Here is a 25,479-nt window from a genome sequence, read left to right on the forward strand (position 1 = left end):
TCGGCCGCTGGGGGAACTCTGGGTTTCGCCAGCAGATTAACGTGCGGCGCGACGCATTGAGATGCGCCGCGCCGCGATATGCGTCAACCTTGCGTACCGCGGAACAACGGTTCCGCATTGCGCCAGATACGGCGCGTGGTGGCGGGGTGGTTCATCGAATACAGGTGGACGCCGTCCACGTCGTGGGCCACGAGGTCGGCGATCTGCTCGGAAGCGTAGAGGATGCCGGCGGCACGCAGGGACTGGATGTCGTCCCCCCACTTGTTCAGCAGGGTGTTGAGCTTGTCCGGGATGCGCGAGGCGTTGCGCTCGGCCATGCGACGCACGGACTTGGCGCCACGCACCGGCATGATGCCCGCCTCGATCGGCACGGTGATGCCGGCGGCGCGCGCCTTGTCGAGGAAGCGGTAGAAGTCCTCATTGTCGTAGAAGAGCTGGGAAATCAGGTGAGTGACGCCGGCATCGACCTTGATTTTGAGGTTTTCGATGTCCTGGTCCAGCGAGTCAGCCTGATAGTGGCCTTCCGGGTAGCAAGCACCAAACACCTTGAAGTCCGGCTTCACGGAGCGGATGTATGACACGAGGTCGCTGGCGTGGTTGAACTCGCCGACCAGCTGCTCGCCGTCGATGTAGTCGCCGCGCAGCGCGAGCACGGCGCTCACGCCGGCTTCCTCGAACATGTCGAGAGCCTCATCGATCTTGGCCTTGTCGGAGTAGAGCGCGGTCAGGTGGGCGACTGCAGGGATGCCGTATTCCTTGCTGATCGTGTGGGCGATGCGCGCGGTGGCGGTGCGGTCGGAATGGGTGCCGTGACCGTAGGTCACGGAGATGAAGTCGGGGTTCAGCCCTTCGAGTCCGTCGAGGGTGTCGTAGATGGTGCCGACAGGCGCGTTGCGCTTCGGGGGAAAGACCTCAAGGGTGAACATCGGGGAATGCATGCTGATTTCCTTACATAAACCCGAGCTCCCTCATCCAGAGGGAGCTCGGTGATTTCCGCTACTTGTCGAGCTTGGCGCGCACGGCCTTGGCGGCGGCGACCAGGTTCTCCAGGCTCGGCCAGGTCTCGGCGTTACCACGGGTCTTCAGACCGCAGTCGGGGTTGATCCACACCTTCTTGACGTCCATCTTGTCAAGAATCTCGTAGATACGATCCTCGATCTCCTTCTCGGAAGGAATACGCGGGGAGTGAATGTCGTAGACGCCCGGGCCGGCCTCGGTCTCGAAGTGCGCGTCATGAATGGCGTCGAGCACCACCAGATCGCCACGGGAGGCTTCGAAGGAGATCACGTCGGCATCCATCGCGTCGATGTCGCGGATGATGTCGTTGAACTCGGAGTAGCACATGTGGGTGTGGATCTGGGTGGTCGGCTTGACGGCGGAGTGCACCAGACGGAAGGCCGGAACGGCCCAGTCGAGGTACTTGACGTGCCAGTCGGACTTGCGCAGCGGCAGCTTCTCACGCAGGGCGGCCTCATCGATCTGGATGACCTTGATACCGGCGGCCTCGAGATCGAGCACTTCGTCGCGGATGGCGAGGGCGAGCTGCTTGGTCTGCTCCTCGTGGGTGATGTCCTCGCGCGGCCAGGACCAGTTGAGGATGGTCACCGGGCCGGTGAGCATGCCCTTCATCACATGGTCGGTCTTGGACTGGGCGTACGCGGACCATTCCACGGTAATCGGGTTGGCGCGGGAAACGTCGCCCCAGACGATCGGGGGCTTGACGCAACGGGTGCCGTAGGACTGGACCCAAGCGTTCTTGGTGAACAGGAAGCCGTTGAGGTTCTGGCCGAAATATTCGACCATGTCGTTACGCTCGAACTCGCCGTGGACCAGCACGTCGAGGCCGATCTCCTCCTGCTTCTTGATGACGGCGTCGATCTGGGCCTTGATGAACTCGTCGTAGGCTTCCTTGGTGACCTCGCCCTTGCGCAGCTTGGCACGCTCGGCGCGAATCTCCTTGGTCTGGGGGAAGGAGCCGATGGTGGTGGTCGGCAGCAGCGGCAGGCCGAGGGCCTTGCGCTGCAGGGCCTGACGCTCCTCGCGGGCAGGCTGACGCACGTAGTCGGCGTCGGACAGCTTGCCGATGCGCTCGGCGACGGCCGGGTCGGCGGCCACGCGGGTGCCGTCGAACAGAGCCTGGTTGGCGGCGAGGGCGGCGGATGCCTTCTTCTCGTCCTCGGTGGCGTCGGCCAGGGCGGCGACTTCCTTGAGCTCGTCGAGCTTCTGGACGGCGAACGCGAAGTGCTTGAGGTCTTCGGCCGGGATGCCGGTCTCGCCTTCGGTGCTGAACGGCACGTGCAGCAGGGAGGATGCGGTGGAGACGGCCACGTTGGCGGTGACCTGCTTCAGGGCGTCGACCAGGCCGAGGGAGGTGGCGTAGTTGTTGCGCCAGATGTTGCGGCCGTTGATCACGCCGGCGAAGATGGTGGTGTTGGAGGCCACGCCGTACTTGGCGACGGCTTCGAGGTTCTCCTCGCGACCTTCGTTGAGGTCCAGGCCGATGCCGTCGAAGCCGAGCAGGTTGACGGTCTCGTACACGTCGGCGATGTGGCCGAAGTAGGTGTTGAGCAGCACCTTGACATTGCCCTTGGCGGACAGGATCTTGGTGTACAGGGTCTTGAAGAGTTCAACGTCGCCCGGCTCCTTGTCGAGCACGAGGTACGGCTCGTCGAGCTGGACCCATGCGGCGCCGAGCTCGTTGAACTTGGCGAGCACTTCGACGTAGACGGCGGCCACGGCGTTGACCAGGCCCTTGTCGAGCTCGAGTTCGGTGGCTTCCGGGGTACGGGCGAGCTTCAGGAACGTGTACGGGCCGATGAACACGGGCTTGGTGTCGATGCCCAGCGCCTTGGCCTCGTTGAACTCGTCGAACGGCTTGGTGGAGTTGAGCTTGATCTCCGCGGCCGACTCGACTTCGGGCACCAGATAGTGGTAGTTGGTGGTGAACCACTTCTTCATCGGCAGGGCGGTCACGTCGCCCTTGTCGCCCTGGTAGCCGCGGGCCATGGCGAAGAGCGTGTCCTCCTGGTTGTCGAAGGAGAGACGTGCGTAACGCTGCGGAATCACGTTGAGAAGGATGGCGGTGTCCAGCATCTGATCGTAGTAGCTGAAGTCGTTGCTGGGAATGAGGTCGATGCCGGCGGCCTGCTGCAGCTTCCAGTGCTTGGCGCGCAGTTCGGCGGCGGTGGCCTTGACGGCGGCGAGGTCGTTGGCACCCTTCCAGTAGCCTTCGATGATCTTCTTCAGTTCGCGGTTCTGCCCGATGCGGGGGAAGCCGGAGACGGAAGTCAGAGTGGACATGAATCCTCCAATGTATGCGTTCGTAACCCGACTTAGGGTAGCAAAACATCCGGATTCCGGCCCTTATAAATGGCCGCAGAGTGTCGTTATAGATGGAATTTATATCCGCTTTAGTCGAAGTCTTTCACATTGATGACCGCGAGCAGTTCGCCGCTGTGCACCTGCCATTCGTCGAACGGTTTGTTCGATCCCATGATCACGATGGATGCGGGCGAAAGTCCCAAATTCAGCAGGTCGAGTCGTTCGCCGTCGGAGTCGGCGGAGGCGAGCCATTGGGCGCTGATCGACACAGTCGGCTCGTGGCCCACGATCATGAACACGCGATTCTTGGCCTTGACGTGGGCGAGCTCGTCGAACACCGCCTGCACTCCCCCGTCATACAGGCTGATGCGGTAGTCGACGATTGGCTTGTCGCCAAAGGTCTTGAGCATGCGGTCCAATGTCTGGCGCGTGCGGGTGGCGGACGAGCAGGAGATTTGGTCGGGCACCAGTCCCAACGACTCGATGCCCTTGCCCACTGCCTTCGCCTGTTTCAGACCTTTGTCGGTGAGCTCGCGCTCCGAGTCGCCCTTGTCGCCGAACGGCTCGGCCTTGGCATGCCTCATGATGATGAGAATATGGTCGTATTTCTTCGCTGTTTTGGCGACTTTACTCAGCTTGATGCCCATCCGTGGCTCCCTTCACGAACCGTCTGCCCGGTGTGGCGGTGTGGCGGTGTGGTGTTGCTTCCAGTATAGAGGTGTGTGAGCGTTCACAAACTCATCGTTTGGCGGTTATTCGTGCGTGTTGCCAAGTTCCCCCACCTGACGGTCGAGGTCGCGCAACACCTTACGTAGTTTGTGGTCGGAGATGTCGCGCAGTTCCAGTTCCTCGATCTGCGCCTCACGCTGTTCGTCGGTGAGCGAGTCGATGTCGGTCTGTGTGTCCTTGGTCACGCGATCACGCTTTCTGAGCGCCTCGAACCCGGAGGCCATGGCGCGCGAGATAACAAGGAAACCGGTATGACCGATCATCTGGTGGTCGGGGCGTACGGCGAGGCCCTGGGCCTTCCATGTGCGTTCGAACGATTCCTGGATCTGCGGCTCGGTCCAGCAACCGGCCGCGCGCAGGGCTTCGGCCAGTCGACTCATCTGCGTGGTGGTAGTTACGTAACTGACCAACACGCCGCCGGGGGCAATCACGCGGTATGCCTGCTCGAGCCTGTTCCACGGGTCGAGCATGTCGAGCATGATGCGGTCGAACCAATGCTCAGGCAGTTCGGCGGCAACGGAATCGAAGTCGCCGGTTTTGAGGTCCCACCAGCTGGGGGCCTCGCCGTAGTACAGCGTGGCATTGGCCTGAGCCACTTTGGCGAATTCGGGGCGCAGCTCGATCGTGGTCAGGTGGCCGCGCTCGCCCACGGCGTCCAGCAGGTTCACACTCATCGCGCCCGAGCCGGCACCGGACTCAAGCACGCGCATGCCGGAGCGGATGTCGCCGAGCTGAATAACTTGGGCGATGTCCTTCGGATACATGATCTGCGCGCCGCGCGGCATCGACAGCACATAATCGGCCAGTCGCGGGCGCATCACCGCATACTCCCAGCCGCCGATGGCGCGCGACGATTTCCACGGCTTGTTCTTGTCTTTCTCGGGGTAGACCTGATTGACCTGTGCCTCACGCTTGGCATGCACGGTGAGGATCACGGTGCCTTCGGTCTTGCCGATCACATCGTCATGCAGAATCAGGCCATGCTCGGTCTGCGTGGAGCCGCCGGCCACAAGCTGACCGGTGATCTTCTTGCCCTTGCGGTCGGTGAACTGCACTTTCTCGCCTGCGGTGAGAGGCCCGCGCCTCGGCTCCATAACTTGCTCCTTGCGTGCTCGGTGGGTCAATCGCTACAAGTCTAATGCATGTAAGCTCGCTGGTGAGGTGATGACGATGCGAATGCAGATGACAAGCCAGATCGATGCCGGCGGCAATGACCCCATTTTCCTGATGTTCCACGGTTACGGCAACGACGAAAGCGAGATGGTGCGGATTCTCGACGCCGTATATGCGCCGACGCGAGCCGATGCGGCCCCGGCCGCAATTGCCGCCGTACCCAGCTATATCTCGTTCCGCGCCACCTACGCGAGGCCCTATATGGGCGGCAATTACTGGTATCCCGACGGCTGCGGCGTGGACGAGCGCCAACGCGAATGCGCGGCGGTCGGGGATGCGGTGGCTTCACTGCTGGACGCCTCGGCATTCGCCCATCGCAGGAAGATATTGATCGGTTTCTCCCAAGGCGGTTATCTGTCGTATCGTCTGGTCAAGGCGCATCCGACGTTGTTCGATGCCGCGATCCTGCTCAGTCCTTCGTTCATGGGCGAGGAACAGGCGGCGCTTGACTCCCCTACCCGATTCTTCCTGGCGTATGGCGCGCAGGACCGCACGATTCCGCTGCCCGACCAGCAAACGGCCCATCAGGTCCTTGAACGGGCCGGACATCTGACCTATCGCGAGTATTCCGGCATGGCCCATGCCATCTGTGATGAGGAAATCGCCGATATCCGGGATTTCCTACGTGCCATATGATGCCGGTGAGTGAAACACGGGTTGTCGAGTGGTTCCGCAATCACACCAACGGATTGCCGGCTGCCTGATACAGCGACCACCAGTCACGGCGTTCGAGTTCGATATCGGCACCGGCCGCCATCTGGCGGATGCGCTCCGGTGTCATTGAGCCGAGCAACGGCTGGATACCGGCGGGATGACGCAGAATCCAAGCGACGGCAATGCCGTTGGGCGTGGAACCGTATTTGCCGGCAAGACGGGTCAATTCGGCGTTCAGCTCGGGGAAATGCTCGTTGCCGACGAACGGACCGTATTCCGTGCCGGATTGGAATGGGCACCATGCCTGAATGGTCATATGCGTCAGCCGTGAATAAGGCAGGATGCCACCGGTGCGATCGGCTGCGGGATCGCTCGCCATATTGAATTGGATTTCAGCGTCGAGCATCTGTGTATGCATCAGGCCGAACTGCAGTTGGTTGATTTCCAATTTCTGACGAAGGCCGCTTTGCAATAGTTCGATCTGCCACGGGCCCATATTGCTGACTCCGAAATGACGCACTTTGCCGCTTGATTCCAACGCGTCGAATGCTTCGGCGACCTCGTTCAACTCAAACAGCGTGTCAATACGGTGCAGCAGCACGGCGTCGACGTAATCCGTCTGCAAAGCCTCAAGCTCGTGATCGAGTGCGTCAATCAGATGCTTGGCGCTGAAGTCGTATCCGTTGGCGCCGCCATCGTTTTCGCCGAAACTGTAGTCGATGCCGAACTTGGTTTGGATGAAGATGGTGCTGCGGTCGAGTCCTGCGTCCTTCCACGCTTGGCCGAAACGCTTCGAACTGGCGTGCGCGGCATGATCATGGAATCCATAGATGTCCGCCGTGTCGAAATAGTCGATGCCAGAATCATGGGCCACGGCCACGGTACGTGCCGCATCGGCGGCATCCAACGCGTCCATGCGCATCACGCCCAGCGCCACTCGTGACGCAATCATGCCGGATTGTCCGATTTCCTGAGTCTTCATAGTGTCTCATTTCTGTTATCGCGAATCGGCGAACGGGCACTGTCCGCCTCGTTGCCGGGCAGCAATCTCCATTGCCGCGGCTTATGTCACCTTATCGCTTGAAGTGCACTTGAAGGCAACTCGCAGGCAGGCAGCGCGCGCTGCCGGGCGCGTCTTCGCGCCTTCATGTCTTCGCTGTGACCGAGACATCGTTGTGCCGTAATCATGCCTATTTCTTGTATGATGACCTCTATAGCAACAGAGCTAGGGGGATTCCATGAACACTGCCGATTCAGCCAAAGTCACCGATGCCAATGCCGGCGCAAACAATGCCATCCATATCCCGCACAATCCCACGCTTGCCGGATTGGCCACGCTGACCCGCAACGTGGCGTACAAGACCGGGGCCGATAACCTGGTGATGGATATCATCTCACCACAATCCACCGGCGATGACGATGACCGCCGCTACCCCACCGTGGTATTCGTGCAAGGCAGCGCCTGGACCACGCCGCATCGCGACTACGAGATCCCGCAGCTCTCGGCTTTGGCCCGCGAAGGCTTTGTGGTGGCCACGGTGAATCATCGCGATGCCTCGAGCGATCCCCATGACATGTTCCCCGCATATCTCGAGGACGTCAAAGCAGCCATCCGCTATCTCAGGGCAAACGCGCGCCAATGGCACGTGGACCCCGACCGTCTCGGTATCTGGGGCACGTCGTCCGGCGGCAACACGTCGCTGCTGGTGGGGTTGACCGCCGACGATCCGCGGTATGAGGACGGCACCAATGCCGATGAGAGCGATGCGGTGAAGTACGTGGTCAGCTGCTTCCCGCCCACCGACATGCTTGAAGCAGTCGACGCATTCGACGATGAGACCAATCCATTCCGGCTGTATTATTTCGGCCCGTTCGCGGCCGTGGTGGGCGCGACCCATGAGACCGGCATCAACGCCGAGGTCCGTCAGCGCGCGGCTGACATGAGCCCCTACCTGCAGGTGCGGGATGACCAACAGTATCCGCCGATGCTCCTGTTGCACGGTACCGCCGACACCGTGGTCCCCTACCATCAATCCGTCAAGATGCGCGACCGGCTGGTCGAGCACGGCGTGGACGCGCAGCTGGTGCTAGTCGACGGCGCCGAACATGAGTACGATTTCTGGAGCCAGCAGGTCTTCGACGTGATCTTCGATTTCATTCGTGAGCGGAGCTGAACGTAAGGGCACACGGGCGCGTCCTTGTTATAGGTTGCCGAGTTCTCTTTTAGCCAATTTTGTTGGAGCCCCTATCTGCGTGAACATGCCATGACAGTTCTAGACTGTGTTCTAAGACTGTCAATCGGCAATGTGTATGAAAGCGTGATGTGATGGGTCAGAAGGCGATTGAGGGAGTTGAGGGACTTAATAGGGCCGGCGAAATCAGTGAACTCGGCAGATTTAGCCGTTCGCGGCAGCTGATGTGGGGTCATTCGCTGTATCTGATTTGGTGGTGTATTTTCTTCCGCCCGAATGCGCAGGTCAAAGGCGGCGCGCTGCGCATATTCGGTATTGCGTGCATTCTTGTGGCCGCGGTGGCGGGCATCGTCGGAGTAGTGCTAGAATGTTTTGGCATCAGTAAGTTACTTTAGCACGCGGCCGATTTCCTCTTTGAGTGCATACCGTCTCGGGTACTTTGCCATGATCTCCTTGGCGAGAGCCTTGGCTTGGTCGAGTCCGAAAACGTTGCGATATTGCTCGATCCACATGGCAACGAATCGGTATTCGTCGCGATTTCCCTGTTGCAGATCGCGATCCAGCGGCAGCTGCTTTCTGATCAGTCGTTCTGCTTCCGCGCTGTGATTGAGGCTGATGGGCTTGAGCAAATCACGCAGGAGTTCCGGCCGCTGCCCGGCTAAGGTCAAGGCCTCATCGGATAGGCGCTCTTCAGTCATGAGTCGTGCAAGGACTTTCCCACCGAAATCATGCTCATGATAGTTGCGCAGGATGTTCTGAACGCTTTGAGGCCAGCCCGATTTGCCGACCATCGATTTGAGGATGGGAATGCAACGTTCGTCCGCCACTGAATCACTGTGAGCGACGTAGTACTCATATAATTGTTTGATGCCGTTCTCATCGTTCAGTCGTTCATAGCAGGCCTCCAGCATGGTAAGCTCGCCATGCGGCAGTTGAGCGGTGAGCTCCCAATACCCCGCATGCTTTTGCGCGGCATCCCAATCGTAAGTCTGTTCCAAGAAAGCGGCGGCCCAGGCATAATCCCCGTCCAGGAATTTACGTGCGATGACGGCAAATCTGCATTCGGCCACGTCCGTGTTTTTGGACAGTAGCTCATCGGCACTAATTGCGTCGCCGCCGTACAGCAGAAAGTCATGATGGAGTTTTAGCAGATAGTCCTGTGCAGCTCGCCAATCGTAATCGGTCAGGCTCGTTCGATGGCCGTCAATGGAATCCCCCTTCTTGTCATGAAGGAATTGTTGGGCAACATTCAATGTGGACTGCGCATAGGTGCGGCACATGAACGAGGTCGTGCCGATCTCGCGGGGCTGATGCTCCATCTGTTCTATGTCCGCCGTACCTCGTGCGTGAATATCCGCGAATGGGATGACGCATTCCAGCGGCGTGTGCGGCCAAAACAGCATCTCGATCATAGGGGTATCACGTATGAATCCCAACGCTGCAATCAGCATCTGCTGCGCTTGCTCGCCTGTAACGATTGGTGCCGCGGCATACGTATAAGCGAGGATCCGCTCATTGAGGTGTTCGATATATGTCTGTAGCGCACCCTCTTCATCATCGACTTGTCTCGCGAACCACACTGTTTTTCGCAAAGCCGCGCACATGCGTCTCATGGCCAGCGGATAGTCGTTCGATTGTTCTGCTTCCTCGAATACGGCCATCACGCCGTTTATGGCGGCATCTCCCCATTCGAATTTCCAGCCGTAGTCCTTGCCGAGATGTCGCCGCATGGGAGATTCCATGACGCGATCCACGGCGCTTTCGGGCATCAATGGTTCCATGCCGCTCGCGATTGCCGGATTCGCAGTCATGATGGCATTGATTTCGTCCTGATTCCAAATCAGATAGAAATGCTGAGCGGGCGTCCACCGTTCTGATTTGCGCAGTCCCACTCGTTCTCGAATATGTTGCAGCACTCGATTGAACACTTCAGGTTTCGATGCGAGAGGATTTGCTGCTACGGGTATGTCTGGCCGAGAGTCGTCCTGCTTTGCAATCATCGCATCGTATGTCACGTTCTGCTGATGATTACCGCCGTGTTTGTAATCACGCAACGTCAAGAGCACCGCACCAATATGCTTGCAGTATCCGTCATAGTCGTAGGGGCAGGTGCAGGATGCGAACACGATATCGTTGCCACGAAGTCGAATATCGACATCGTAGAGTTCAGAACCGTGCACTTCGGCGTGGAATAGTCCGGCCGACAATTCCTCTAACCCACCGATCCTATGCTCGTCCACGTAATCATATGCTCGTTCCAGGCTGCGGGAGGTCATCTCCTCTTCGAACTCGTCGAAATGGGCAGTCATGACGGGCCTCCTAATGATTGGTCATACATTACGGTGTGGGACGTAGTAGCCTAATGCAGTTCGGCTATCATCTGTTCAGCATCACTCATACAACATCATGTCACGGTGCTTGTGCCAACGGAACAGACGCTCACGATGGCGGTTCAGCGTGAAACGATCCCACATCTGGTCCTCGGCCCACTCAACCGTGCCATCATGTTCTTCATCTTCGGGATTGCCCAAGGTATCAAGGAACCGCTCGAACCCATACGCCCCGCCGACATCCTCCGGAGGCGCATCCCCCGCCCCATCCCAAAGCTGAGGATCCGCAACGTGCACGCTGCGGTAGGTACGCAGCAGCTTAATATCATGGATCCAATCGTCACCATAATCGTAGTAATAGCGAGCGGCACGCGCCTTGGGAAACACGTCGCCCAGCTCGGTTTCCGAAGCAATGCGAACTTCCGGCAACGGCTCCACCGGCATATATTGTTCGTATCTCGCCTCATGGTATGAGGGCTCTTCTCCCCACAATTCTTCCACTTGCACCTGCTTCCCATTCGGAAATGTGGCGCAGAAGCAGAACAGATGCTCGCCGTACCACATAAAGCATTCCTGCAATACCGCATGCAAATCGAAGAACGTCAATGATGCCGGCACCAGAATCTCCCGCCAGCATTCACGCCCGTCAAGGCGCAAAGTGACTCGGAAACGAAATGCCGTGTTGCCATTGCCTGCCATGAAGACTCCCTTATCAACGATGAAGTTATTATCACCGTAACAGAGTCTGGGGCAAACCACTGCGTTACGAATCTGATTCGCGCCCTCAGAAAAGGCCGAATCATCTGTTCAATCTCCGTGTCCTGTGGAAAAGACTCTAACAATAACCGGTACTGTTCATCATCAGCAAGTCCAATATGCCATGTGACCAGGTGCGGGACACTCATGTGATCAGTCGCTATGGTGGTGAGACGTGACTTCGGTTCGTACCGTCGAGCAGACGCGAATGGGGATAGCCGCGCCGCTCGTGTCCAATATCGGCTGGGGCGTGCTGCCGCTGTACTGGCGCGCACTGTCCAGTATGAATGCCATCAGCGTGCTCGCGTATCGTTTGGTCGCCACGTTGGCGGCCATGGTCGCGCTGTTAGTGGCGTTCTCCGTCCTGGCCACCGCGATTCCGCTGGCCACGTTCTCCTACGGCGTGCAGCACAGCCATTACCTGACCGTGAGTTTCATCCAATATCTCAACCCGCTGATCCAGTTCTGTGTGGCCGTGCTCCTGCTGCACGAGCCGATGCGCGCGCAGGGCTATGCGGCGTTCATGGTGATTTGGGTCGCGATCGCGGTGTATTCGTTCGGCGCGATTCGGGCGTATTGGGAGCGGCTGAAGCCCTATGCTCGTTAAGCGCTTCCTCAGCTCCCCTCCCCGAGGGGAGCTGTCGCCGTAGGCGACTGAGGGGAGGTCGACACGGCAAACAGCAGAAACCTCGCTCCCGACCAAAGCCACAAACACCACTCACGAAGCAAGCTTGTACAAGTTCTCCTTAAATTCCCGCTCACTCCACTTAATGGGATACGCATTGTACTTTTCCAAAGCGGTTATTAGCTGATTGTCAATGCGCCGATCCGAATCATTGAGGAAAACAACCAGTTCACTTGGTGTCTTTCGTGCCGCCTGCGTATCCTCCCATGAAATAAGGTACCGGAAATGAGTCGCTGGGAAGGCCGCGTAATAGATGTGCAGAATCGTTCCGCCTGTTTACTCGTGAACGGCAACACAAAGTCATACTGGCACAGCAAACCAGACTTGCCACGGAACTGAGCGCCTTCCACATACCGTATGTTGTTCGCATTAAAGAACATACGAATGTCATCTGCAAAATACGTCTGCACATGGGATTGGCCAGCATAGACATATCACCAACTTTGATGATAGCTTGCAGGAACCGATTCTTGGCATCAGCAAAATCAGCAGTATCGCTCGTCAGAGTAAGCTCGTCGCCGTTACGTTCAATACCAAACTGATTCAGAATATCTTTGAGCACTGCCAAACGCGATTCCGTCACAGTCGTCCCATGCGACTCCAAACGGCGTAATGTGGCACAGCCATCAGAGAACGTTACGCTGTTCTTCCCGGGCTTCACATAGAACTGCGTATAGTCGTTGTCTTCATCCAGAAGTGGAACATTAACTTCATACCACTCATCCAGTTGCGTATAAGTCGTGTTATCAGACAGCCATTTTCCGTAACTTCGAATTAATGAGTCAAAATCAGAACTCGTCATACTTTCTTCTCGTCGTAAACACTACGATTCATTTGACTACAAACTTATCTGATGCAATTGGAATTGCTTCTCGCCTTTATTCAGGGTGATGGACTTCGGAGACAAAGCTTCCTTCAGCAGTTCCAGCATACGACGAGCTTCAGCATCTGTCAGTACAGCCATTGACGCCTCTTCCCCGAATGCGATTACCCAGTGGGAACAAGACTACATCAGACCAGTATGCACCGCCAAGCGGCGAGTAACACTCCACCCGCTACAATCAGCAGTATGGTTGTTCCGCAAAAGCCAACGCTGGCTCAATTCGAGGTCATGTTCGAAGGCACACCGTTGATTCTCGAACGCGCCACCGATTACTGGGAATCGGGCCGCGTGAGTTCGGTGCAGGAGATTGCGCCGCAGCTGTATCACGCGCAGGTGTCCGGCAGTGCCGATGACTGTTATGACGTTGACATCCGCCTCAGCAAAGACGCTCACGGCGAGAACGCCAATGAAGCAAACACTGATGGCCAAGCCACTACCAGCAGTAACAGCGACCACGAATCCACAACTGACGACAATTCGATTCGCATACAATCCGCCGCGTGCACCTGCCCGTATCAGAGAACACCATATTGCAAGCATATAGGTGCCGTGCTTTACGAACTGCGCAAACAGCTCATTGGCGCGCACGGCAATCACCACAATGATGACACCGCCAACGCTCACGATGGTGTCATCGCACTCCCCCGCACCGTGCTGGATCCCATCCAGCAACACCTCGACGCGCGCGCAGAGCAGGGCAAAGGCCATCTGCTGTTCCTGTGGTCCACCCAACTGCGCGAAGCCGCAAAGACGTTCTGCGCCCAGCCAGACGAAGAACGACCGCTAATCCCGCTGATCGACGCACAAACCATGCTCTCCGACACAATCCGCCGATGCCATGAACGTTTCATTATTCATATCAGTAAGCACAGCGATGCGTACAGCAAATCATGTGACTACACAGAATTCATCAAAACCGTGCAGGCTATCGCGGGCAATGCCCTGCAATCCAGTGATTACGCGAGCGCATGCGGCAACCTGCGACTGTGCATACACGAAGTCCACGCGCTTCTGCTCTCGTCCGAGAACGATGATGGCTCCGAACCTTTGCTCACGCTTATGGATGATCTGGCGATGCGCGTGCGATGCTATATGGAGAATGTGGCGGAATTCGCCGACTCCTCTACCGCCGGCAAGGCATTGAACACCATTGCGCAGGCCGCGAACGACAAAGACATGCGGCAATACGAACCATTGAACAGTATGTTGCTGATTTCCAGCGCGCTCGCTTTCGCCCAATATGACGACAAACGCATGTGGGCCTATGACGTGATCGACAACGCGATAACGCGTAATCTGGAATACTCGTTCAACGAAGAGAGCGAAGAAAGCGACGAGGACGACGAGGATGAGGATAACGAGGACACGAGCGAAGTAGACGACGAAACCGACTTCATTTCGGATGAATCGTTGCACGTATTGCAACTGTTCACGCTAATGAACGCCTACGATCTGTATGTTCTGTCCGACGATGACGCTGGACGCGAGCAGCTTCTGAGCGAATACTCGGAGTCAATGGCCCTCACACTGATGAACGCTGCGAACATGATTCATGAAGGGCACTTGCGTTCCGCATACATGCTCGCACAAGGTTTCCTTCTGTCGAGCCGGGATATGGAAGATGTCGATATCGATGCCCGGCATAACGGTCTGCTGCCGGACCTGCTGCCCCATGGATGGCATACCATCATGGAATGCTGCGCCGAGGGACTCAATGACGTTGGCCTGCTCGCCAACGTGTATCGGTACTACATTCTTTCCTGCAACGACAGATCCGATACCCATTACGTGAGTAAACTACGCAATCTGTTACGCATCTACGGCGGTCTTAGCGCAGACGAATGGCATGACGTGGCTGATGGGCTGGCCAGAGATTGTGCCCGGAACATCATCGACCGCATCAAGTACCAGCCGGAAATGACCACCAAAGGCGGCACGCAGCGTCACAGCGGCTGGCGCAATCCCGCTTATGAGAAGCTCATCGTGGACGAACGGCTTTCGGATGCGGCCCTAACCTATTGCGTTATGGTCGATTACCTGCTTGCAATTCCTTTTTTCGGACTTGGCGAGCGATCCTCCATATCCGCATAACTTTGGCCGCCCCTCGGTCCACATGCAGATGACACACTATCTCCGCTCGCTACAGCCCCGGCAGGTCGAGTCTCCTGATAGCCTGCACGGTGGGTATCATTATTCCTTCCTCTCCTGAGCCTCGGCAAGCGGCAACCAGCCTAAATCCAATTCGAATTGCGACTTGGAAGAATATACAGACATGCGAGCCTATGCTTTCCCCCGATAATCATATCGGAAACCAGGAAAAACCAGCCTACACTGCGGAAAAAATACTATCGAGCCCATCGAACAGACATTGAGGCAGAACGCACAGGACGACTGCATAAGAGATGGCAAAGACTCTACCGTCACACAGACCCACATCATCGCCAGCAACCGCAAACGCTCTACATGACACGGCACACGATAACACCGCACCACGCCTGTGCGTACGTGTGTTCAAACATTGCCATGCATGCTACGAACATCAGCATAGCCGCTCAACACACTTGGTAAGCAAACACAGCGACTTTGACACTTTGACTGTGTTCGTTGTCCTGATGATGCAGCGAGAAATGATTTAGAAGCTTCTGGACATAATAAGCGGTCTCCAGTCGCTTCCTGTCTTACCTCCCTTTTTTCCGGAAGAACAAACACGGTCATGAACATCGAACAGCTTGATGGATAGATGCACAAGAAGTAAAATCGACGCCAGACTAGAAAGTAGGTATTAAGCATGACAAAAAAATTAAGTAACAATCAATCGCTGCTGAGGGGATTTATCGAACGAGAGTTTAATAGATCCGACTACACTCGAGTTTCCGATTATTTTGAATTCTTCGCTGCTGATAAAACTCTTAAGGAAGATGAACTCAGCGCTGACGATATCAATCTAGGGCTGATGGGACGCAGTGGGGATGGCGGATGTGATGGCGCCTATCTATTCTGTAATTCGGAATTGGTACATGAGGATGAGATTAAGAGTGTGGCCGACCGTTCACGCGAAGCGCAATTGCGAGTAGTGATTATTCAAGCTAAAAATGAACTTTCATTCAATGAAAATGTAATTATGAAATGGAAGACTCTTGCTTCCAATGTTTTAGATTTTGATAAAGAGCTTTTCAATTTCAGAGATCGATATGATTCGAGGTTAATAGATTTTTTCGCGATGTTTCGCAGACTGCGTCAGGACCTTATGGGTAAAACCGTTTCAATTTCATTTGAATTCGTGTATGTCTCTTTAGGTGAGGAAGTACATCCTAATGTACTCGCCCAGGAAGCCGAACTAAAAGAAGAAATACAGAAGCTTTTTCCTGAAGAGGAAGTCCATGTGCGGCATATAGGCGCTAAGGAACTTATGACCTTAGTGAATTCCGCCCCAACAATGAAGCTGAGTCTTCCTCTGGCGGATATTCCAATTGCATTAGGCGAGCGAAAAGATTATGTCGCTCTCGTAAAGCTAAACACGTATTATAAGTTTATTTCTGACGATAATGGAAATATTCGGAAATCAATTTTTGAATCAAATGTACGTGATTATCAAGGATACAACAATGTGAACAAGGCAATACAACATACATTGTCGGCAAATGATAAAGATGATTTCTGGTGGCTCAACAATGGAGTCACCATTATTGCTTCTGACGCGATTCAAGAAACATCAAAGCGACTATTGATTACTGATCCGGAAATTGTTAATGGACTTCAAACATCTAATGAAATTTTTTCATTTTTTAAGAATAATCCAGATAAATTGGATATGGAATATCGTAATATTCTAGTCAGAGTGATTGTCGCCGAAAGTGAGTCTTCGCGGGATAAAATAATACTTGCAACAAATAGTCAGACTAGTATTCCAGCTGTAGCACTGAGAACCACTGACGCAATTCATCGCAACATAGAAATGTGTCTTAAGTATCATGGTCTATACTATGATCGCCGCAAGAATTACTACCGCAATCAGGGTAAACGTCCTTCTGAAATTGTTAGTGTTGCCTTTTTAGGACAATGCCTTATGTCGATCTTTAAATCCGCTCCCAATACGGCGAGGGCTAGGCCGTCGACATTATTAAACGATGATAATCACTACGAGGCACTATATTCAAATGATATTGGTATACAAGTTTATTGGAGAAGTGCCGAATTAGGCAAAAGGGTAGAACGCTTTATCAAGGGCTCTGATTTGCCAAGAGGAGATCAAAATGATATATTATTTTATGTACTTTATTTTCTTGTTGCTTCAATCTGCCAGAAAACAGATATTACTTTTGCAGATTTCATGAATATTGATTTTTCTGCTATCGAAGATGAGCAGATTCAATCTGCACTGGATCAGGTCTATAATTTATACCGTGATATGGGGGGAAATAGTAAGGTCGCAAAAGGCTCGAAACTTATTCTGAGTATAAGGGAGACAATTAATTCGTGAGACAAAGTTTTTTGGGGTCACATTATCGGAAATTTTAGAGAAGATACGGTATTGAGTATTTGCAACCGAGAACCAACCGAGTATTGGAGTTTAAGGACAAAATATAGGTTCTATTCGCAGATTTCATCAGTGTGTTCGCATATAAGTGCAAGCGGCTCACTCGGCACGTTCTGATGTCAAACTCACCTTCGTCGCCTTGCCTCGAGGTGCCTCATTTGAAAGTGAGCGCGTAATCCGGAGTGGTGCCTCACCGGGGGTGAGCGCGAAATCCTAGTCCTCGTCGGCCTGCCGGGTTTCGTCGTCTTCCGGTTCGACGCCCGCGATCCGGGCGAGCGTCTTGTTCAAGTATGCCATGTCCGGGCCGGCGCGTCTGGCGAGCTGTGCAGTGCGTGGCGCGGCCAGGGCTTCGAGTCGGTCCTGTATGGCGTGGATGCGCCGGACGAGCTCCGCGGGGTTCGTCGTGGCGATGATCCGTTCGATCTCCTCGCGTTTGCCGGGCAGGATGAATCCCGGTCCTCCCGCGGCCCGGTCCTTCTCGTCGAACTCCTTGAGCCTCTCCCACGGGGTGCGCGGCTCGTCGTAGACGCGCCGCGGCCGCCCGTCGCGGGTGCAGGCCCGGCCGACGGGCTTCTTGGACGGGGTGAACAGGTTGGCCTTGATGCGCACCAACTCCCATAGCTCGTTGAGAAGGCCGAGCTCGTCGACCGTGTACCGGTAGTGGAACGCGTGACGGCGCACGATGTGGTTGTTCCTGGATTCGACGGTGGCCTGGTCGTTCTTCCTGTAGGGGCGGGAGCGGGTCTGCTCGATGTCGCGCTCCTGTAGCCATGCGATCAGGTCCCGGTTGATGAATTCGCTGCCGTTGTCCGTGTCGTAGGGGCGGATGCGGAACGGCATCCGCCCCTCGATCGTCTCCTCGGCCTTGGAGAAGTTCACGAACGCGTTGTTGCGACAGGAGGCGTTCTCGGTCCATCCGGTCGCGATGTCGACGACGGTCAGGGTGCGGCAGAACTCGCCTCTGGCGCTCGGACCGCAGTGGGCGACGGTGTCGGCCTCGACGTTGCCGGGCAGGCCGTCCAATTCGTCGCCGGCCTTCCTGATCGCGATGGAGTTGCGCAGCAGCTCGCCCGCGGGCCGGGTCGGCACGGTTCCCCTGGGCCTGGCGGCGTCCCGCGTCTTTTCGAGGTACCGGTCCATCGTGGCCGAGCTCATCCTCTCCAGCTCCAGGAACGCGAACCCGTCATAGTCGGCGAGCTCGCCATGCGCGCGCAGCATCGGCAGCCACGTCGGCAGCATCGCCTTCAAATACTTCGCGCACGGCAGATCCATCATCAGCCACACCCGCACCAGCAGGTCGCGCGACTGCTCTGAATACCGCTTCAGCCGCTCCTCGGGCGGCGGCGACGGCCTGCCGCGTCCGGCTTCCGCGAGCCTGCGTCTTGCGGTGCTCCTGCCGATTGCCAACACGGAGCACATCTCGTCGAGGATGCGTCCCTTGTCCTTCTTCGATGCCTTCATGTACTCATCCCTGAATCTCAGGGTGATCTGCCGCTTCGTCGCCATGCTGATCCCGTCTCCCATAAGACAAGCCAAACAGGACCGGTACCGTTCGCGCTCATTCCCGATGAGGCACCACTATGCACTACGCGCTCAAAAAACGTGAGGCACGTCGGCCGGTTACGCCCAGTCCGAAGGAGGATATTATGGGATTGTTTGATTCGCTGAAGAACATGTTCGCGCATCATGAGCACCATCATGGAGCCAGCATCGGTCAGCCGCTCACTCTCGCCGACGCCAAAGCAGTGCTTGCCTTTATTGTGGTGCATCAGCAGCTTGCGGACATGCGCAAAGTGGCGGATGCGGTCAAGCAATTGCAGGACGAGATGCCGCAGTACATCACATTCGGCATGTCGCATTATTACAGCGAGCCTAAGCGCGTGCGCTTCCAGTCCGAGGGTGGCAAGTTCATCGATGCGGACGCCATCGCCACCGCATTTGCCGAGACCACCGTATTGCAGGACGAGTGCAAAATCCAGCATCTGATGGGAGATATCGAAGACAACCGCGAGCATCGCGATCCGGCAAAGACGCCAGCAGTACCGATTGATGAACTCGTGCGCGTCACCAATGAAAGGCTTGCGGCTGGCAACGATGAGGGGCAACGCCGTGCATGGCTGTTCGCCTTATTCGATCAGCTCGATGACATTGTCGAAGCGACAAAGAACAATCCCGAGCCGCTTGCCGCAGCGTTGAATACGATTCTACGAAACAGCTCCACAATTATTGGCAAATCCGCCACTGCCGACGCCGGCAACAGCAGCAACAATGCCAATGCCGGCGATGCACGTTCCCGTATCATCTCCCTAATCGCCGACGCTCTGTTCCCGGCCGCAGAATCCTCGAAGACAAGCGAGTCCTCAGCATCCGCCGCCATCCGCGAACTGATGCTCAATCCCACCGCAACATCGCTCGATTACATGCCAGCCATAGACGTACTGCGCGCCCACGGTCTCACTATTTGCCGGTGAGTCCGAGAAGTCAACCGGTGGTTCATACGGCAGTGGTTCATACGGCGCATACCGCACGAACCACTGTGTCCGAACAACGAGAACGCACTACTTCTCCAGCTTCTCCAACTTTTCCAGTGCCTTTAATAGCGAATCGACATGGCCTTTGGCACGTACGTTGTAACGAGCGATAACCACGGAGCCGTCGGGATTGATGACGAGCGTCGAACGGATCACGCCTACGTGTATCTTGCCGTAGAGCTTCTTTTCGCCATATGCGCCGTACAGCTTGTGCACGGTCAGGTCGGGATCAGACAGCAGCGGGAACGTGAGATGATCACGCTGTGCAAACTTGCGCAGCTTGTCAAGCGAGTCCTTGGAGACGCCAAGCACCGTAACGTTTTTCGACGCCAATCGGGCGAGATTGTCACGGAAATCGCAAGCCTCGGTGGTGCAACCGGGCGTCATCGCGGCCGGGTAGAAGTACAGCACTACCTTGCGGCCGGCCTCGAGCACGTCAGACAGGTTGATTGATCCGCTCTCTGTAAACCCAGGTATAACCGCCGGCAGAGTGAAATCGGGCGCCACGCTCCCCTCTTGCAGACGTTCCGGCATTGAATCAGAGCTATCAACAGTAGTGGTCATGATTCCCATCATAGAACCCTTATCAACAGCGCTAGTAAAGTTATTCAGAGGTCAGTCACACAACTGCGGATCGGCAAAACGGCGATTCTGCAACACCGGCAATGTTCGATGCGCGGAATCAAGACACTCACGACTCAGCTCAGCAGTAATGAGATCGGCTTCCCTATCGCCCACCGCAGCATCACGCGCGAATCCGTCGATGATCTCCAGATTCCGTTCCGGTTCCTCTGCCACCGTAAATTGCGCAACCGCGACGGACAGATGACCACTGTTTTCGCATGATGAACAAACCATTTTGAATTCACAATTCTCTATGCTCGGCGCAGCATACGTTGTGCCGCGTCGCAAAGTTTCATGAAGCCAATCGGATGAAGCACCGTAGTATGGGAAGGCACATCTTTGAATGAATCCGCGAACTGCTTATCTCGTGTGACAAGGATCGTTTGCACGATGCCCGGAGTATTCCTGATTTCATGGCATGTGCCGAATACCACTCCATCTTCATGATCCAAGGGTGGCACGTGTTCTTCTCCGATAAATCCGGTCAACATAATATCAACAAGATTGTCATGGAATTGATCGAGGAATGATTTCGCCGAGGATTCCGACCATTCCGGCAATCTGCTTAGCTCATGCTGTACCGTGTCTTTGATGTGCAGCGAGCTGCCAAGCTTTAAATCATACGGACCAAATTTTCCTGCTAGCACGCATTGAAAAGCATCGATTTCGGCTTGTAAAGGCCTACTTGCAGTTCTGAAATTACGCAAATTAGCTAGCGACGCGTCAAAACCTAGGGCTTCTGCCACATCGATATAAATATTGCAGTCGAAAATGACACATACGGCGGAGCTCATCAGCTCTCCAGAAGTTGCTTCAAATAAGCTGAATCATGCACCCGCACTGGTCGAGTATCCTCATCAAAGCCTTCATTGGTGTCTATCTGCTGCTTGATGAAATCAAAAGCCTGCTGAGGAGTGACACGAATGCTGACTTCCATCCGTTCTTTCATTATCGTCGGCATAAGATCGTTCCCTCCTTCCCCGTTCAGTATATTCAACTTATTTATTAATACTACAGCACGAAAGGATCCTTCGTCTGAGAGCAAACGACATAGCCTCACACCAGTCCCAACATCTTGAAGGCGTTGGCCAGGCCGTCCTGGTGAATGTCGGTGGTGGTGAAGTCACAGAAGGCTTGGATGCCGTGGATGGCGTTGCCCATGGCTACGGATATGCCGGCGGCCTTGAGCATGGCGGTGTCGTTGTCGGAGTCGCCGATGGCGATGGTGTCGGCAACGGAGTAGCCCAGCAAAGAAGCCACGTCGCGTACGGCAGTGCCTTTGTCGATGCCGTTGATGAGTAGTTCGCCGTTATTCGGCGAGATTTTGTCGTATGAGCCGTGAACGAGCTCGAACCAAGGAGCGAGATCACGCTGGGTTTCCTCGAAGGTCACGTCCGGATTCGGGGCGGTGAAGTATGAGCCTTTGCTCACGTGAATCGTGTGCCCCAGCGTGGAGCCGGCCGGCACGTCAATCTCATCCAACAGGTGCCAGAATCGCGCGAATTCGCCACGATTCCAGGTCTTGCCTTTCGATTCCAGATGTTGACGGTAGCCTTCCGAGATGTACATGCCATCCGCACCTTGCCATTGGTAGCTCTCGATATGATGCTTGGCAAAATACGCCATCGCCGCATCGACCGCTTCAGGAGGGGCGAGATGCTGGAACAGCAGCCTGTCTCCGACATTCGCCTGAGCACCCGCCACGGAAACCACGCCATCGAAACCGAGGTCGAGGATGCTGCGTTCGATTTTCGGCACGGAACGCCCGGTGCAGATGAAGAGCTTGTGGCCGTTGGCCTGGGCTTGTTTGCAAGCGATTCTGGCAGATTCGGGTACGACGTGGTTTTCGTCGGCTAGGGTGCCGTCGATATCGATGAATACGAGTTTGCTGTTGGTCATGTTGCTTTCCATATTCCCCAATTTTCTCCCCCTCCCAGTCAGCTTCGCCGACAGCCCCCCCTCATCAGAGGGGGCTAATAAAGGGACCCAGCCAGCTTACGCTGACAACCCCCTCCAGAGGCTAAGGGAAAAGGTCGCCGAAAAGAGTCCAATGACGGCCGTCACACGGCGTAGGCGGCCCAGCGACCGTGGGTGTGCTGGACTTCGATGGGCATACCGAAGAGATTGGAGAGACGCTCGTCGGTCAGACCGTCTTCCAGTGAACCGGTATAGACGATGGTGCCCGCACCGGGATTGCCCATTACATCGAGGCCCGCTTCAGTGGCATCCTCGGCGGGAATCGGCTTGCGACCCATAATGGCGATGTGATCGAAGCCTGCCGGAATCTCCTCCAGGCGGTGAGTAACCAAGACCACGGCGCGATCAGAACTTTCCTCGCCGATACGGCTCAGTGTGCGCATCACCTGCTCGCGGCCGCCCAGGTCAAGGCCGGTGGTCGGCTCATCCATGATGAGCAGCTCGGGATCTCCCATCAGCGCACGGGCGATCAATACGCGGGTGCGTTCGCCTTCGGACAGTCGCCACATCTCCTTGCCTTCCAGATAGGAGACGCGAAAATCACGCAGCAGCTGGCGGGCGCGGGCATATTCCTCGTCCGTATAAGTATCACGCCAGCGCCCAGTCACGGCGGACAGGCCGGTGACCACGGCGTCCAGCGGGTCCTCGAACTCAGGGAACTGCCGGCCCAGGTCGGCAGAGGCGAGACCGATGCGGGTGCGCAGCTTGAATACGTCGTATTTGCCGAGCTGGTGGCCGAGAATGAACACGCGGCCTTCCGAGGGGAAGGTGCGGGTGGCCAGCATGCCGACCGCGGTGGATTTGCCGATGCCGTTCGGACCGAACAGCACCCAACGCTCCCCCGCGTTGATGGTGAGGTTCACGTCGGTGATAATGACACGACGGTTACGCCGGAATTCGACGTTGTCGAGTTGGAGGACGGTGTTTGTCATGAGTGAAATGCTAACTATGATTCGCGATCTGAGGACTCCCCTCAGTCACCTACGGTGACAGCTCCCCTCAAAGAAGGGGAGCCAAGAGACAATATTCTGGCTCCCCTCCCTGAGGGGAGCTGGCCGGCGCAGCCGGACTGAGGGGGGCACTCGTTGCAGCGCTACTTACTTCTTCTGCTCGTCGAGCACGGACTGGTAGACTTCCACGGTCTTGTCGGCGATGGTCTCCCAGCTGAACACGTCGCGGGCGCGTTCGTAGCCGGCCTGTCCCATCTTCTTGGCGAGTTCGGGGTCAGCCATGATCTTGTCGATAGCGGCGGCCATATCGTGTACAAACTTGTCCGGATCGGTGGGGGTGCCGGTGCCGTCGTGCAGCTGGTCAATCGGGACCAGATAGCCGGTTTCGCCGTCGACCACGACTTCCGGAATACCGCCGGTGGCGGATGCGACGACCGGCAGACCGCAGGCCATGGCCTCAAGGTTCACGATGCCGAGCGGCTCATAAATGCTCGGGCAAATGAAGGCATCACAGCCGTGTTCCAAAGCATTCAGCTCAGGCTTCGGCAGCATTTCTTCAATCCAGACGATGTTGCCGCGCTCCTCATCCAGCTTGGCGAACGCGGTCTTGACCTCTTCGGCGATTTCCGGGGTGTCGGGCGCTCCCGCGCACAGCACCACCTGAATGTCCTTGGAAATCAGATGTAGGGCCTTGAGCAGGTATGGCAGACCCTTCTGACGGGTGATGCGGCCCACAAACAGCAGGGTGGGCTTCGAACGGTCGATGTTGTAACGATCGAACACCTTCCAGCCCGGGTCGTCAGGGGCCGGGGTGGCGAAGTCGGCCATGGTGATGCCGTTGTACACCACGACGACCTTGTCCGGGTCGAGGTTCGGGTAGGCGGTCAGAATGTCCTTGCGCATACCGCCGGACACGGCGATCACACGGTCGGCGTGCTCGTAAGCATCCTTCTCAGCCCAGGAGCTCAGATTGTAGCCGCCGCCGAGCTGCTCACGCTTCCACGGGCGGAACGGCTCCAGAGAGTGCGCGGTAATAACCAATGGAGTGCCGTGCAGCATCTTGGCCAGGTAGCCCGCCAGGCAGGCATACCAGGTGTGCGCGTGGATGATGTCGGCGTCCACATCATTGGCGATCTGCAAATCAACGCCGAAGGTCTTCAATGCGGGGTTGGCATCAGCCAGCTCAGAAGGCGTGTCATAGCCGACGACCTTCAAGCTGCCCTTAGCATCGGCAGCATTCGGGATAGCAGGAATGTCCGCCTCGGTGCGCTTGCCATCAAACGCACGAACAGTTACGTCGATGCGCTCGGCAAGCACCTTGGACAGTTCCTCGGCGTGTACGCCGGCCCCACCATAGACATGCGGCGGGTATTCGCGGGTTAGAATATCAACTTTCATCGGACTGCCTCTCCTTCGTGCGTCAGAAAGAAACTCAAGCACTTCTTACTTTAGGGCACCGCATACAAGAAAACGCACAACTTCCGTCGTGCGTTTTGCTTTTCAAGCCGGATTCACCAGGCAAAAGATCAGACTGCCGTGCCGTTCTGATCCAAATTCGGATTATGCTTGGAATCGCCAGCCGTAAAGAACAGGCTCAGCACACCCACAATGAACACCGCGGAAACGGTGATGATCAGCCACATCGGATGGCTTGGCAGCCACATAACCACGAAGAACGCGATAATCGCGATGGCGATCAGCGTCCAGCTGCCCACACGGAACCACTGACGCAGCGAATGCGGTGCCTTGAACATCTTCGGATTCGTGTAGTTCGGGTTAGTGGTCAGCAGGGTTTCGGTGTCCGCAATCGTACCGCCGCTGGGCTTCCATTCGGTGCCGTCGGTGCCGTCCTGCAGACGCTGGGACTTCTGCTGCAGCTGGTATTCGTCAATCATTCCCGAACGGCCACGGCCACGGGTCTGGTCATACTGCGACGGCACTCCCCTGCGGCCTGCTTTGGCTTGGGCACGGCGTTCTGCACGATTCGGCATTTCACTACTCCTGTTTCGACGGTGACACTGTTGGCTATATTACTCGCTTATCGGCGGCAATTTGCCACCCCCGGGTTCAATTTGTAAGCGCAACGCTTGTGTTCGGGCTGGCTGCCTTCGATTGTAGCCTGGCGATCTCCTCGTCC

At 56.3% G+C, this 25,479-nt stretch carries 24 protein-coding genes and 2 pseudogenes; 7 read left to right on the plus strand and 19 right to left on the minus strand.

Features of this window, described 5'->3' with window-relative positions; genetic code table 11:
* Nucleotides 1-83 precede the first annotated feature (83 nt).
* The 4 genes from metF to AB5287_RS05680 all read right to left on the minus strand — a co-directional run bounded on the left by metF (nt 84) and on the right by AB5287_RS05680 (nt 5,144).
* Nucleotides 84-938, minus strand: coding sequence for a methylenetetrahydrofolate reductase [NAD(P)H] (gene metF / locus AB5287_RS05665; protein ID WP_007056718.1), 855 nt, complete (start codon nt 936-938; stop codon nt 84-86).
* A 58-nt stretch (nt 939-996) separates the two neighbouring features.
* Complete coding sequence (gene metE / locus AB5287_RS05670) at nt 997-3,300, minus strand: 5-methyltetrahydropteroyltriglutamate--homocysteine S-methyltransferase (RefSeq protein WP_032737675.1); 2,304 nt, start codon at nt 3,298-3,300, stop codon at nt 997-999.
* A gap of 110 nt (nt 3,301-3,410) precedes the next feature.
* The gene (locus tag AB5287_RS05675; RefSeq protein WP_032737674.1) at nt 3,411-3,968 is read right to left on the minus strand and encodes a histidine phosphatase family protein; all 558 of its coding nucleotides are present in this window, start codon (nt 3,966-3,968) and stop codon (nt 3,411-3,413) included.
* A 105-nt stretch (nt 3,969-4,073) separates the two neighbouring features.
* A complete protein-coding gene (locus AB5287_RS05680) occupies nt 4,074-5,144 on the minus strand; it encodes a tRNA (adenine-N1)-methyltransferase (RefSeq protein ID WP_032737673.1) in 1,071 nt (356 codons plus the stop codon).
* Between the two features lie 82 nt (nt 5,145-5,226).
* On the opposite strand from AB5287_RS05680, the gene AB5287_RS05685 reads away from it, so the two are divergent.
* Nucleotides 5,227-5,859: an alpha/beta hydrolase gene (locus tag AB5287_RS05685; protein WP_230319339.1), complete on the plus strand. Its 633-nt coding sequence runs from the start codon at nt 5,227-5,229 to the stop codon at nt 5,857-5,859.
* Nucleotides 5,860-5,899: 40 nt separating this feature from the next.
* Here AB5287_RS05685 and AB5287_RS05690 read toward each other — a convergent pair whose 3' ends face one another.
* On the minus strand, nt 5,900-6,859 hold the full coding sequence (locus tag AB5287_RS05690; protein ID WP_029680085.1) for an aldo/keto reductase family oxidoreductase: 960 nt from the start codon (nt 6,857-6,859) through the stop codon (nt 5,900-5,902).
* 256 nt (nt 6,860-7,115) lie between these two features.
* Here AB5287_RS05690 and AB5287_RS05695 point away from each other — a divergent pair, with 256 nt between their 5' ends.
* A complete protein-coding gene (locus AB5287_RS05695) occupies nt 7,116-8,051 on the plus strand; it encodes an alpha/beta hydrolase (protein ID WP_193020886.1) in 936 nt (311 codons plus the stop codon).
* A 152-nt stretch (nt 8,052-8,203) separates the two neighbouring features.
* Complete coding sequence (locus AB5287_RS05700; RefSeq protein ID WP_015512235.1) at nt 8,204-8,464, plus strand: hypothetical protein; 261 nt, start codon at nt 8,204-8,206, stop codon at nt 8,462-8,464.
* Here the strand turns inward: AB5287_RS05700 and AB5287_RS05705 are convergent.
* Both AB5287_RS05705 and AB5287_RS05710 read right to left on the minus strand, forming a co-directional pair.
* A complete protein-coding gene (locus AB5287_RS05705) occupies nt 8,456-10,378 on the minus strand; it encodes an SWIM zinc finger domain-containing protein (protein WP_131294731.1) in 1,923 nt (640 codons plus the stop codon). The genes AB5287_RS05700 and AB5287_RS05705 overlap by 9 nt on opposite strands.
* A gap of 81 nt (nt 10,379-10,459) precedes the next feature.
* Entirely contained in the window at nt 10,460-11,098 is a 639-nt protein-coding gene (locus AB5287_RS05710) for a plasmid pRiA4b ORF-3 family protein (RefSeq protein WP_193021243.1), read from the minus strand.
* A gap of 232 nt (nt 11,099-11,330) precedes the next feature.
* Here AB5287_RS05710 and AB5287_RS05715 point away from each other — a divergent pair, with 232 nt between their 5' ends.
* Nucleotides 11,331-11,762, plus strand: a complete 432-nt coding sequence (locus tag AB5287_RS05715; protein ID WP_226829913.1) for an EamA family transporter — start codon at nt 11,331-11,333, stop codon at nt 11,760-11,762.
* A gap of 111 nt (nt 11,763-11,873) precedes the next feature.
* On the opposite strand, the pseudogene AB5287_RS05720 reads toward AB5287_RS05715, so the two are convergent.
* The 3 genes and pseudogenes from AB5287_RS05720 to AB5287_RS05730 all read right to left on the minus strand — a co-directional run bounded on the left by AB5287_RS05720 (nt 11,874) and on the right by AB5287_RS05730 (nt 12,804).
* Nucleotides 11,874-12,220 (minus strand): annotated as a pseudogene (locus AB5287_RS05720) (DUF1829 domain-containing protein).
* A 71-nt stretch (nt 12,221-12,291) separates the two neighbouring features.
* Nucleotides 12,292-12,642 (minus strand): annotated as a pseudogene (locus AB5287_RS05725) (DUF1828 domain-containing protein); the annotation flags it as partial.
* A gap of 36 nt (nt 12,643-12,678) precedes the next feature.
* The gene (locus tag AB5287_RS05730; RefSeq protein ID WP_012471885.1) at nt 12,679-12,804 is read right to left on the minus strand and encodes a hypothetical protein; all 126 of its coding nucleotides are present in this window, start codon (nt 12,802-12,804) and stop codon (nt 12,679-12,681) included.
* 105 nt (nt 12,805-12,909) lie between these two features.
* Here AB5287_RS05730 and AB5287_RS05735 point away from each other — a divergent pair, with 105 nt between their 5' ends.
* Nucleotides 12,910-14,814 (plus strand): SWIM zinc finger domain-containing protein, encoded by a 1,905-nt coding sequence (locus tag AB5287_RS05735; RefSeq protein WP_368220866.1) that lies wholly within the window; start codon nt 12,910-12,912, stop codon nt 14,812-14,814.
* A gap of 697 nt (nt 14,815-15,511) precedes the next feature.
* Nucleotides 15,512-17,203, plus strand: coding sequence for an AIPR family protein (locus tag AB5287_RS05740; protein WP_015512242.1), 1,692 nt, complete (start codon nt 15,512-15,514; stop codon nt 17,201-17,203).
* Nucleotides 17,204-17,473: 270 nt separating this feature from the next.
* Here the strand turns inward: AB5287_RS05740 and AB5287_RS05745 are convergent, their stop codons facing one another.
* The gene (locus AB5287_RS05745; protein ID WP_197531118.1) at nt 17,474-18,766 is read right to left on the minus strand and encodes a DDE-type integrase/transposase/recombinase; all 1,293 of its coding nucleotides are present in this window, start codon (nt 18,764-18,766) and stop codon (nt 17,474-17,476) included.
* A 140-nt stretch (nt 18,767-18,906) separates the two neighbouring features.
* On the opposite strand from AB5287_RS05745, the gene AB5287_RS05750 reads away from it, so the two are divergent.
* Nucleotides 18,907-19,731: a hypothetical protein gene (locus AB5287_RS05750; protein ID WP_008783627.1), complete on the plus strand. Its 825-nt coding sequence runs from the start codon at nt 18,907-18,909 to the stop codon at nt 19,729-19,731.
* An 87-nt stretch (nt 19,732-19,818) separates the two neighbouring features.
* Here the strand turns inward: AB5287_RS05750 and AB5287_RS05755 are convergent, their stop codons facing one another.
* From AB5287_RS05755 to AB5287_RS05790, 8 genes are all read right to left on the minus strand, one after another.
* Nucleotides 19,819-20,367, minus strand: a complete 549-nt coding sequence (locus tag AB5287_RS05755) for a peroxiredoxin (protein WP_368220869.1) — start codon at nt 20,365-20,367, stop codon at nt 19,819-19,821.
* A gap of 39 nt (nt 20,368-20,406) precedes the next feature.
* Entirely contained in the window at nt 20,407-20,589 is a 183-nt protein-coding gene (locus tag AB5287_RS05760; protein ID WP_025299794.1) for a hypothetical protein, read from the minus strand.
* A 77-nt stretch (nt 20,590-20,666) separates the two neighbouring features.
* Nucleotides 20,667-21,209: a hypothetical protein gene (locus AB5287_RS05765; protein ID WP_165498934.1), complete on the minus strand. Its 543-nt coding sequence runs from the start codon at nt 21,207-21,209 to the stop codon at nt 20,667-20,669.
* On the minus strand, nt 21,209-21,376 hold the full coding sequence (locus AB5287_RS05770) for a hypothetical protein (protein WP_015512247.1): 168 nt from the start codon (nt 21,374-21,376) through the stop codon (nt 21,209-21,211). The genes AB5287_RS05765 and AB5287_RS05770 overlap by 1 nt, the downstream gene beginning before the upstream one ends.
* Before the next feature lie 95 nt (nt 21,377-21,471).
* A complete protein-coding gene (locus AB5287_RS05775) occupies nt 21,472-22,314 on the minus strand; it encodes an HAD family hydrolase (RefSeq protein ID WP_032684674.1) in 843 nt (280 codons plus the stop codon).
* A gap of 161 nt (nt 22,315-22,475) precedes the next feature.
* A complete protein-coding gene (locus AB5287_RS05780) occupies nt 22,476-23,324 on the minus strand; it encodes an ABC transporter ATP-binding protein (RefSeq protein WP_015512249.1) in 849 nt (282 codons plus the stop codon).
* A gap of 165 nt (nt 23,325-23,489) precedes the next feature.
* Complete coding sequence (glgA, locus tag AB5287_RS05785) at nt 23,490-24,740, minus strand: glycogen synthase (RefSeq protein WP_368220873.1); 1,251 nt, start codon at nt 24,738-24,740, stop codon at nt 23,490-23,492.
* Between the two features lie 128 nt (nt 24,741-24,868).
* Entirely contained in the window at nt 24,869-25,333 is a 465-nt protein-coding gene (locus AB5287_RS05790; protein ID WP_007053345.1) for a membrane protein, read from the minus strand.
* Nucleotides 25,334-25,479 lie beyond the last annotated feature (146 nt).

The organism is Bifidobacterium sp. RTP21102st3_E2_RTP21102_210122, from assembly GCF_040916945.1.
In the GTDB taxonomy this organism is placed as follows: Bacteria; Actinomycetota; Actinomycetes; order Actinomycetales; family Bifidobacteriaceae; genus Bifidobacterium; species Bifidobacterium longum.

Coding starts and splice junctions, on each gene's coding strand:
- metF (WP_007056718.1), bottom strand. CDS start 938: ATGCATTCCCCGATGTTCACCCTTGAGGTCTTTCCCCCGAAGCGCAAC.
- metE (WP_032737675.1), bottom strand. CDS start 3,300: ATGTCCACTCTGACTTCCGTCTCCGGCTTCCCCCGCATCGGGCAGAAC.
- AB5287_RS05675 (WP_032737674.1), bottom strand. CDS start 3,968: ATGGGCATCAAGCTGAGTAAAGTCGCCAAAACAGCGAAGAAATACGAC.
- AB5287_RS05680 (WP_032737673.1), bottom strand. CDS start 5,144: ATGGAGCCGAGGCGCGGGCCTCTCACCGCAGGCGAGAAAGTGCAGTTC.
- AB5287_RS05685 (WP_230319339.1), top strand. CDS start 5,227: ATGCAGATGACAAGCCAGATCGATGCCGGCGGCAATGACCCCATTTTC.
- AB5287_RS05690 (WP_029680085.1), bottom strand. CDS start 6,859: ATGAAGACTCAGGAAATCGGACAATCCGGCATGATTGCGTCACGAGTG.
- AB5287_RS05695 (WP_193020886.1), top strand. CDS start 7,116: ATGAACACTGCCGATTCAGCCAAAGTCACCGATGCCAATGCCGGCGCA.
- AB5287_RS05700 (WP_015512235.1), top strand. CDS start 8,204: ATGGGTCAGAAGGCGATTGAGGGAGTTGAGGGACTTAATAGGGCCGGC.
- AB5287_RS05705 (WP_131294731.1), bottom strand. CDS start 10,378: ATGACTGCCCATTTCGACGAGTTCGAAGAGGAGATGACCTCCCGCAGC.
- AB5287_RS05710 (WP_193021243.1), bottom strand. CDS start 11,098: ATGGCAGGCAATGGCAACACGGCATTTCGTTTCCGAGTCACTTTGCGC.
- AB5287_RS05730 (WP_012471885.1), bottom strand. CDS start 12,804: ATGGCTGTACTGACAGATGCTGAAGCTCGTCGTATGCTGGAACTGCTG.
- AB5287_RS05735 (WP_368220866.1), top strand. CDS start 12,910: ATGGTTGTTCCGCAAAAGCCAACGCTGGCTCAATTCGAGGTCATGTTC.
- AB5287_RS05740 (WP_015512242.1), top strand. CDS start 15,512: ATGACAAAAAAATTAAGTAACAATCAATCGCTGCTGAGGGGATTTATC.
- AB5287_RS05745 (WP_197531118.1), bottom strand. CDS start 18,766: ATGGCGACGAAGCGGCAGATCACCCTGAGATTCAGGGATGAGTACATG.
- AB5287_RS05750 (WP_008783627.1), top strand. CDS start 18,907: ATGGGATTGTTTGATTCGCTGAAGAACATGTTCGCGCATCATGAGCAC.
- AB5287_RS05755 (WP_368220869.1), bottom strand. CDS start 20,367: ATGATGGGAATCATGACCACTACTGTTGATAGCTCTGATTCAATGCCG.
- AB5287_RS05765 (WP_165498934.1), bottom strand. CDS start 21,209: ATGAGCTCCGCCGTATGTGTCATTTTCGACTGCAATATTTATATCGAT.
- AB5287_RS05770 (WP_015512247.1), bottom strand. CDS start 21,376: ATGCCGACGATAATGAAAGAACGGATGGAAGTCAGCATTCGTGTCACT.
- AB5287_RS05775 (WP_032684674.1), bottom strand. CDS start 22,314: ATGACCAACAGCAAACTCGTATTCATCGATATCGACGGCACCCTAGCC.
- AB5287_RS05780 (WP_015512249.1), bottom strand. CDS start 23,324: ATGACAAACACCGTCCTCCAACTCGACAACGTCGAATTCCGGCGTAAC.
- glgA (WP_368220873.1), bottom strand. CDS start 24,740: ATGAAAGTTGATATTCTAACCCGCGAATACCCGCCGCATGTCTATGGT.
- AB5287_RS05790 (WP_007053345.1), bottom strand. CDS start 25,333: ATGCCGAATCGTGCAGAACGCCGTGCCCAAGCCAAAGCAGGCCGCAGG.